Origin of the sequence: Roseospira goensis, assembly GCF_014197795.1 — a bacterium.
In the GTDB taxonomy this organism is placed as follows: Bacteria; Pseudomonadota; Alphaproteobacteria; order Rhodospirillales; family Rhodospirillaceae; genus Rhodospira; species Rhodospira goensis.
Genome location: NZ_JACIGI010000062.1, coordinates 1 through 8303, shown reverse-complemented (window position 1 = coordinate 8303; position 8303 = coordinate 1). Strand labels below are relative to the sequence as shown.

Genomic DNA, 8303 nt, shown 5'->3' with positions numbered 1-8303 from the left:
CCACGCGGGCGCGTGGGACCAAGACCCCGGAGTCGCCCGCGCACGCTCCCACGCTCCTCCCCTCCCGCCCACGCTCCTGCGTGGGCGGACCCGTACAAGGCATGCGGTCCCACGCCAGCGCGTGGGACCGAGAAGAGGTCCGCGCGCGGTCCCACCGCGGGCGCGTGGGACCGAGACCCCGGAGTCTCCCGCGCCCGCTCCCGCGGGAGCGGGCCGGCGGCGCGCCGCCGCCGCATCGCTACTGCGCCGGCTCCTTGGTCTTCTCGAAACGCAGCCCGGGGAACTCCTCGGCCGCCTTGTCCAGGTGCCAGGCGTTGCGGGCCATGAACACCGGTGCGCCGTCGTGATCCTCGGCGACGGCGGACTGGTTGCTGTCGATGAAGCGCTTGAGCAGGCGGGCATCGTCGCCCTCCACCCAGCGCACCGCGTAGACCGGGGTCGGCTCGAACACCACCGGCACGTCGTACTCGGTGCGGATGCGGTCGGCCATGACGTCGAACTGGAGCGCGCCGACGACGCCGACGATCCAGTCCGCCCCGATCATCGGCTTGAAGACGCTGGCGACGCCCTCCTCGGCGAGCTGCTGCAGGGCCTTGCCCAGGTGCTTGCTCTTGAGGGGATCGGTGGGCCGCGCCTTCTGCAGCATCTCGGGGGCGAAGGCGGGGATCCCGGTGAACCGCAGCGGCTCGCCCTCGGTCAGCGCGTCGCCGATGCGCAGGTTGCCATGGTTGGGCACCCCGATGATGTCGCCGGCGTGGGCCTCCTCCGCCACCTCGCGGTCGCGGGCCAGGAACAGCACCGGATTGTGCATCACCATGGCCTTGCCGGTGCGCACATGGGTCAGCTTCATGCCGCGTTTGAAATGGCCCGAGCACAGCCGCACGAAGGCGATGCGGTCGCGGTGCTTGGGGTCCATATTGGCCTGAATCTTGAAGACGAACCCGCTCACCTTGCGTTCGTCGGGGGCGACGGCGCGCGCCGCCGTGGGCTGCGGGCGCGGCGACGGCGCCAGCTCCGCCAGCCCCTCCAGCAGCTCGCGCACGCCGAAGGTGTTGATGGCCGAGCCGAAGAACACCGGCGTCATGTGGCCCTCGCGGTACGCCTGGAGCGAGAAGTCCGGGCACAGGCCGCGCGCCATCTCCACGTCCTCGCGCAGCTTGGCCACGGCGTCGGCGGGCAGCAGGCCGTCGAGCTTGGGGTCGTCGAGGCCCTGGCACGACTCGCCCTGGTGCGGCAGGCCACCCTTGGCGCCCTTCTCCAGCAGCACCAGGCGGTCGCGGAACAGGTCGTAACAGCCCTTGAACGCCTTGCCCATGCCGATGGGCCAGCTCCCCGGTGTCACGTCGAGGGCCAGGGTCTGTTCGATCTCGTCCAGCAGGTCGAAGGGATCGCGCGCCTCGCGGTCCATCTTGTTGACGAAGGTGACGATGGGCACGTCCCGAAGCCGGCACACCTCGAACAGCTTGCGGGTCTGCTCCTCGATGCCCTTGGCGGCGTCGATCACCATCACCGCCGAGTCCACGGCGGTCAGCGTGCGGTAGGTGTCCTCGCTGAAGTCCTCGTGGCCCGGCGTATCAAGGAGGTTGAAGACGCAGCCGCCGTACTCGTAGGTCATCACCGACGAGGCCACCGAAATGCCGCGCTCGCGCTCCACCTTCATCCAGTCCGAATGGGCGCGGCGGGCCTCGCCGCGGGCCTTGACCGCGCCGGCCATCTGGATGGCGCCACCGAACAGCAGCAGCTTCTCGGTCAGCGTGGTCTTGCCGGCGTCCGGGTGGCTGATGATGGCGAAGGTGCGCCGCCGGGCGATGGTGTCGTCGGCGGGGCGCGCGTCGAGGGTGGCGACGGGCTGCGTCATGGTCTCGGGCACTGTACGGTGTCAGGGGAAGGCGCCGGACTCTGGAGCGTCGCGCCCCCGAACGCGAGTCCTTTTTGGGGTCTGTTTCTGGTTTTTGGGTCTGTTTTTGGGCCTGTCGACCCACCCCCGGTCACACATTCCGGAAAAAAAGAGCCGACCGGGAGCTGAGCCCGGTCGGCCAAGTGCCCGCGCCCCGGGAACAGGAGGGGGGCGGTTCCGTGTGGGGCGCGGTGGGGATCGGGTTGACGGCGTGTGGGCGGACGGGCTGGACGCCCGCCCGGCCTCAGTTCGGCATCAGCACCGTGTCGATGACGTGGATGACGCCGTTGGACGCCATCACGTCGGCGGTCGTCACGGTGGCGCCGCCAACCATCACGGTGTCGCCGGTGGCGTCGATGGCCAGAGGCACCCCGGCGACGGTCTCGGCGTCGAGCGACTGGCCGGCGATATCGGCGCTGGTCACCTTGCCCGGCACCACGTGGTAGGTGAGGATCCGGGTCAGGGTGTCGCGGTTCTCGGGCTTCAGCAGGTCCTCGACGGTGCCTTCGGCGAGCTTGCCGAAGGCCGTGTCGGTCGGGGCAAACACGGTGAACGGCCCCTCGCCCTGCAGCGTCTCGACCAACCCGGCCTCGGAGACGGCGGTCACCAGGGTGGAGAACGCGGCGGCATCGCTCGCGGTGGCCACGATGTCCTTCTCCGCGCCGTGCATCGAGGCGACCTGGGCCGATCCGTCGCGGTCGCCGGCGGCATACGGCTCAGTCCCCGCGGTGGCCGTGCAGATGAACAGAACGGCCGCGGAAGCAACGACCGCGCCGGCGAGGAAAGGTCTCTGCGTAATGGAACGGATCATCGGTGTGGATTCCCTGTGTGGTGACGTGGACCCTCTGCAAGCATCCCCATGTGGCTTCAGGTTGTTGGTCCGTTCGCCTTGTTGTTGGGAAGACTACGCGCCATCCGTTAGGCCGGATCACGCCCCATTACGAAAAACGACGGCTGCGCGACGGTCGGCGGCCGGCCGACGACCAGGCCCACCGGCGGCGTCGGCCGGGGTCGCGCGCCCCCGTGTCGCGCGGGGGCCCGGCAAGGGCCACGCCCGGCGCGGCGGGCGGGACGGCCGGTCATGCCTGGGAGGGGATCGCTACAGCAGGCCGGGCAGCCACAGGGCGAGGATCGGGAAGGCGGTCAGCAGGGCCACCAGCAGCATGGAGCAGAGGATATAAGGGATCGCCGCCTTGTAGATCGTCTGCATCGACGTGCCCGGCGGCGCCACCCCCTTCATGACGAACAGCAGCAGCCCCAGCGGCGGGGTCGAAAAACTGATCTCCAGCGCCAGCAGCACGATGATGCCGAACCAGATCGGATCGAACCCCAGCGCCCCGGCCAGCGGGAAGAACACCGGCACGGTCAGCATCATGATGGAGATCTGCTCCATGAAGGTGCCCAGCACCAGCAGCACGGCGAACATGGCCAGCAGCATCAGCACCGGCGACAGGTCGAAGCCGGTGGCCCAGCCGATCAGGCCGCTGGAGGCCCCCGAGAACGCCAGCAACTGGCTGAAGGTCGCCGAGCCAAACACGATCAGGTAGGCCATCAGCGTCACCCGCAGGGCGCCGGTCACGGACTCGACGAACGCCGTCCAGGTCATGCAGCGGAAGGCGAAGGCCAGCAGGATGACCCCCAGGGCACCGAACGCGGCCGATTCCGAAGGGGTGGCGAAGCCGACCATCATCAGCGTGATGATGATGACCATGACGCTGATCATGGGCAGGATGTCGCGCACCAGCAGCAGCCCCCGTTCGCCCCAGGAGACCGGCTCCAGGCTGTAGGGCGGCGCGGCCTGCGGGTCGATCCGGGTCTGGATCCAGATCGTGACCATGTACAGCCCCGCCAGCAGCAGGCCGGGCACGATGCCCGCGATCAGAAGTGCTCCGATGTCGATCTTCGCCAAGGTCGCCAGCAGCACCGCCAGCGCCGACGGCGGGATGATGATCGCCAGCCCGCCGGTGCCGAGAATGGGGCCGATGGACATGTGCGGCTTGTAGCCGCGCCGCTGCATCTCCGGCACCAGCAGCGAGCCCATCAGCGCGGTCGACCCCATGGACGAGCCGCTCAGGGTCGAGAACGCGGTGCCGCCGACCACGGTGACATAAGACAGCCGACCCGGCACCCGGCCCATCAGGCGGTCGATGGCGTTGAACAGCCGCATGCCCAGGCCGGTGCGGAAGAACAGTTCGCCCATCAGCAGGAACAGCGGGATCGGCACCAGGGCGAAGCTGGACAGGGCGCCGAAGCCGTTGTCCAGCATCTGCACCACGCCGGCCTGGCCGCCCATGAACACCCAGGCGCCGATGACGTTGGCGGCCAGGAACGCCAGGGCAATGGGCGTGCCCAGCGCCATGAAGACGAGGATCAGGCTGAGCAGGACGCCCAGCGCGAGGTACCACTCCATCACTCCTTGATCCCCGCTTCGCCGCTGTGCAGCGTATCCGGCCCGACGACGAACCGGGCGAACTCCACCGCCATGAGCCCGAAGCTGACCGGGAAGGCCACGGTCAGGATCCACTTCGGGACGAAAAAGGCGCGCACGTCGTAGTCGCTGCGCTGCCAGTTCATCAGGAGCAGGTCCAGGCCCTTCCAGGCCAGGATGGCGCACACCACCACGCAGCCCAGGGCCACCAGCCGGCTGAACGCCGGCAACACGGCGTGCGGCAGCGCGGCGGTGAGCAGCTCGATCTGCACGTGGCCCTTCTGACGCACCAGCCAGGGCGCCCCCAGCAGGGTGAGGTAGAACATCGAGTACTCGGTGGACAGGAACAGCCACGCCGGCGGTTGCAGGCCCAGGTTGCGCAGACCCACCGAGATCACGATCGCCACCATCAGCCACACCAGCATGACGCCGGCGATCACGGCCATGCCGGTCAGGAGGGACGCATAGAGGCGGCTCAGGTGGTGCATCGGGCTATCCTTTGGGCGCCGCGGACCGGGCTGCGATGGGCTACGCGCGGTCCAACGCGGCGATATCCGGGCGGCGGCGCCCCGCCCGGATATCGCAGGACCGACGCGCCCGCCCGCCGATCACAGGTCGTTGAACGCCTCGATCAGCGCGTCGTAGTGCGTCAGGCCCATCGGATGACGCTCCATCTGGGTGCGCATGCGGTTCCAGGTCGCCTCACGCGCGGCGGTCGCGAACTCCTCGGCGGCCGCGCCCTCCAGCGTGATGGTCGTCATGCCGTCCGCCTCCAGGGCGGCGAGCTGCTCCTCGGCGACGGCGGCGAAGCGCTCGGCGCTGTCGCGCTCGTGCTCGATCGCCACCTCCTGGAGCAGCGCCTTGGACTCGTCGCTGAGCGCGGTCCAGCTCTCCAGGTTCACGATCACGCCCATGTCGGTGGAAAAGAACGCGGGCTCGATGCGGTAGTTCAGGAAACGGTCCCAGTTCAGGTCCTTGAGGCCGATCTGGGTCCAGCCGGTGGCGTTGACCACGCCGCGCTCCAGGGCCGAATACACATCGGTGGTCGGCAGGCTGATCGGCTGGGCCTTCAGATAGTCCTTGAAGAAGGCGTCATACACCGGATTGCTGCGCAGCTTGAGGCCGGAGACGTCGAGGCGGCCGTCAGCGCCGATCGAGGGCTCGTCGATGGTATAAAGGTTATAACTGACCCCGCTGTCGAACCAGCCCAGGTAGTAGACGCCCATCTTCTCCTGATGGATCTGGTTCATCAGGTCGAGGCCGCCGGTCTCGCGCGCATAGACGGCGTTGGTGTTCGAGGCCACCATGGCGTCGCGCTCCGGCACCGTCCCGGCGTAAAAGCTGGCGGCGGTGTAGGCCATGTCCACGACGCCGTTGCGCACCGCCTCGGGCTGCTGGGCGAGGCCGATGACCTCGGGGCCGCCGCGGACGTCGATCTGCACAATGCCTTCGCCGCGCTCGTTCACCTTGTCCACGAAGGACAGGAAGCTCTGGGTGTAGATGAGCGAGGTCGGGAAGGCGTGCACCGCCGAGAGGCGGTCCTCCGCCATGGCCTGAGTGGCCAGGAGCGCGGTGGCACCGGTGAGTGTCGCCAGAAGGGTCCTGTTCATGTCTGCCATCCTTTCAGGGGTCTCATGATTGGGTCGGGCTCGGGCGCGGGATCTGGGCCTGGGGTGGGACGGCCGCCGGACCGGACATGGCGGGGATCACCCAGGGATGAGCGCGCTGCCGGTCGCGCGCGAACGCCGCGATGGCGGCCGCGTGCTGCTGCGCCAGGCCGATGTCGTCCCAGCCGTTGAGCAGCTTGGCGCGCCACGTCTCGGGCACGGAGAACGGGAAGGTGCGCCCGCTTACGGCGAGTGTGCCGCTCTCCAGGTCGACGTCCATCGTGGTCGGCGCCTCGCCCATCAGGGCCAGGATCGCCTCCAGGTCGGCCTCCGGCACGGTCGCCGGCAGCAGCCCGTTGTTGACCGCGTTGGCGGCGAAGATATCCCCGAAGCTGGGCGCCACCACGCAGCGAAAACCGAAGTCCACCAGGGCATAGACCGCCGCCTCCCGCGACGAGCCGGCGCCGAAGTTGCGCCGCGCCACCAGGGTGCGGGCCTCGGTCGCCTGCGGGTGATTGAGCGGGAAGCCGGGCACCGGCGCCCCGTCGGCGTCGACCCGCAGGTCATGCAACAGGAAGCCGCCATAGCCGGCGCTGCGCGGCGCCTTCATGAAGCGGGCCGGGATGAGCTGGTCGGTGTCGACGTTCGCCAGCGGCAGCGCCAGCGCCGGCGCGGACAGGCGGCGGAACGGTTCCATGGCCCTCTCCCTCCCCTACAGGTCGCACCCCGACAGGTCGCGGACATCGTACAGCCGGCCGGCCACCGCCGCCGCCGCCGCCATCGGCGGGGACATCAGGTGGGTGCGCGCCCCCGGCCCCTGGCGGCCCTTGAAGTTGCGGTTGGTGGTGGAAGCGCACCGCTCGCCGGCCGGCACCCGGTCTCCGTTCATGCCGACACACAGCGAGCACCCCGAGTCGTGCCACGCCAGCCCGGCTTCGGTGAAGATGCGGTCCAGGCCCTCGGCCTCGGCCTGGCGCTTGACCGCCGTGGAACCGGGCGAGACCACCCCCGGCACCCGGCTGCGCCGGCCCTTCAGCACCGCGGCGGCGGCACGCAGGTCCTCCAGGCGGGCGTTGGTGCAGGAGCCGATGAACACCCGGTCGATGGCAATGTCGGTCAGCGCCTGGCCCGGCGTCAGGCCCATGTAGGCCAGGGTCTCGCGGGCCTGACGGGCGGCCTCCGCGGTGTCCAGCGTCGCCGGATCGGGCACCCGGCCGTCGATGGGCAGGGCCTCCTCGGGCGACACGCCCCAGGTGACGGTGGGCGCCATCGTCGCGCCGTCCAGGGTCACCTCACGGTCGAACGCGGCGCCGTCGTCGGTCTTCAGCGCCGCCCAGGTCTCCGCCGCCGTCTCGAAGTCGAACCCCGCCGGCCCCATCGGCCGGTCGCGCAGATAGGCCAGGGCGGCGGCGTCGGGCGCGATCATGCCGCAGCGCGCCCCGCCCTCGATGGACAGGTTGCACAGGGTCAGGCGGGCTTCGACCGACAGCGCGGCGACGGCCTCGCCGGCGTACTCGATGGCGTGGCCGCGCGCGCCGTCCGCCCCCAGGCGGGCGATCCAGGTCAGGGCCAGGTCCTTCGCCGTCACGCCGGGGCCGAGCCGGCCGGTCACGGTCAGGCGCATGCGCTTCGGGCGGGTCTGCCACACGGTCTGGGTGGCCAGCACCTGCGCCACCTCGGACGCGCCGATGCCGAAGGCGATGGCCCCCAGGGCGCCGTGGGTGGCGGTGTGGCTGTCGCCGCAAACGATCAGCAGGCCCGGCAGGGTCAGGCCCTGTTCCGGACCCACCACGTGGACGATGCCCTGGCGCGGGTCGTCGAGCCCGAACAGCCGGATGCCGTGCCGACCGGTGTTGTCGGCCAACTGGGTGACCATCGAGCGGATGCGCGGATCCCCGATGGTGCTGCGGTCCCCCGGCAGGGTGGGTGCGTAGTGGTCGGCGATGCCGAAGGTCAGGTCGGGGCGGGAGACCGACAGGGCGCGGTCACGGAGCTGGTCGAAGGCGTGGAACGAGCCCTCGTGCACGAAATGGCGGTCGATCCACAGCAGGCTGCGACCGTCCGCGCCGCGCAGGATCTCGTGGGCATCCCAGACCTTGTCGAACAGGGTGGCGGGCATGGGCGAGGCACTCGGGCTCGGGATCGGACAGCGGACCACCACATGGTGGAGCGCCATATGTATTTTTCATAGATCATTTAAACGACAGCCGCGCGCCCGGTCAAATGGCTTTTTCGCCCCCGTCACGGTTGATCCCACGCGGGAGCGTGGGACCGAGAAAAAGGTTCATGACGGAAAATCGGGGAGGGGCGGACAACGGGACGGTCTGACACACTGGTAGTTGCGACACGACACAGACTGCCAGGGAGGCCC

General features: G+C 69.7%; 7 protein-coding genes. All 7 read right to left on the bottom strand.

All coding sequences use genetic code 11. The annotated features are described in order from the left end of the window. Positions 1 to 238: 238 nt before the first annotated feature. The 7 genes from GGD88_RS18045 to leuC all read right to left on the bottom strand — a co-directional run bounded on the left by GGD88_RS18045 (position 239) and on the right by leuC (position 8051). Complete coding sequence (locus tag GGD88_RS18045; RefSeq protein WP_184438100.1) at positions 239 to 1858, bottom strand: peptide chain release factor 3; 1620 nt, start codon at positions 1856 to 1858, stop codon at positions 239 to 241. Positions 1859 to 2141: 283 nt separating this feature from the next. Further along, entirely contained in the window at positions 2142 to 2708 is a 567-nt protein-coding gene (locus tag GGD88_RS18040; protein WP_184438098.1) for a fasciclin domain-containing protein, read from the bottom strand. Between the two features lie 288 nt (positions 2709 to 2996). Continuing rightward, on the bottom strand, positions 2997 to 4307 hold the full coding sequence (locus tag GGD88_RS18035) for a TRAP transporter large permease (RefSeq protein ID WP_184438096.1): 1311 nt from the start codon (positions 4305 to 4307) through the stop codon (positions 2997 to 2999). After that, the gene (locus GGD88_RS18030) at positions 4307 to 4813 is read right to left on the bottom strand and encodes a TRAP transporter small permease (protein WP_184438094.1); all 507 of its coding nucleotides are present in this window, start codon (positions 4811 to 4813) and stop codon (positions 4307 to 4309) included. The genes GGD88_RS18035 and GGD88_RS18030 overlap by 1 nt, the downstream gene beginning before the upstream one ends. Before the next feature lie 120 nt (positions 4814 to 4933). Next, positions 4934 to 5935: a TRAP transporter substrate-binding protein DctP gene (gene dctP / locus GGD88_RS18025; protein ID WP_184438092.1), complete on the bottom strand. Its 1002-nt coding sequence runs from the start codon at positions 5933 to 5935 to the stop codon at positions 4934 to 4936. Positions 5936 to 5957: 22 nt separating this feature from the next. Beyond that, positions 5958 to 6629, bottom strand: a complete 672-nt coding sequence (leuD, locus tag GGD88_RS18020) for a 3-isopropylmalate dehydratase small subunit (protein WP_184438090.1) — start codon at positions 6627 to 6629, stop codon at positions 5958 to 5960. A 15-nt stretch (positions 6630 to 6644) separates the two neighbouring features. After that, positions 6645 to 8051, bottom strand: coding sequence for a 3-isopropylmalate dehydratase large subunit (leuC, locus tag GGD88_RS18015; protein ID WP_184438088.1), 1407 nt, complete (start codon positions 8049 to 8051; stop codon positions 6645 to 6647). Between the last annotated feature and the right edge of the window lie 252 nt (positions 8052 to 8303).

Excerpts from the sequence above, each read along its gene's own strand:
- leuC (WP_184438088.1), bottom strand. The coding sequence starts at position 8,051 with ATGCCCGCCACCCTGTTCGACAAGGTCTGGGATGCCCACGAGATCCTG.
- dctP (WP_184438092.1), bottom strand. The coding sequence starts at position 5,935 with ATGAACAGGACCCTTCTGGCGACACTCACCGGTGCCACCGCGCTCCTG.
- GGD88_RS18040 (WP_184438098.1), bottom strand. The coding sequence starts at position 2,708 with ATGATCCGTTCCATTACGCAGAGACCTTTCCTCGCCGGCGCGGTCGTT.
- GGD88_RS18035 (WP_184438096.1), bottom strand. The coding sequence starts at position 4,307 with ATGGAGTGGTACCTCGCGCTGGGCGTCCTGCTCAGCCTGATCCTCGTC.
- GGD88_RS18030 (WP_184438094.1), bottom strand. The coding sequence starts at position 4,813 with ATGCACCACCTGAGCCGCCTCTATGCGTCCCTCCTGACCGGCATGGCC.
- GGD88_RS18045 (WP_184438100.1), bottom strand. The coding sequence starts at position 1,858 with ATGACGCAGCCCGTCGCCACCCTCGACGCGCGCCCCGCCGACGACACC.
- leuD (WP_184438090.1), bottom strand. The coding sequence starts at position 6,629 with ATGGAACCGTTCCGCCGCCTGTCCGCGCCGGCGCTGGCGCTGCCGCTG.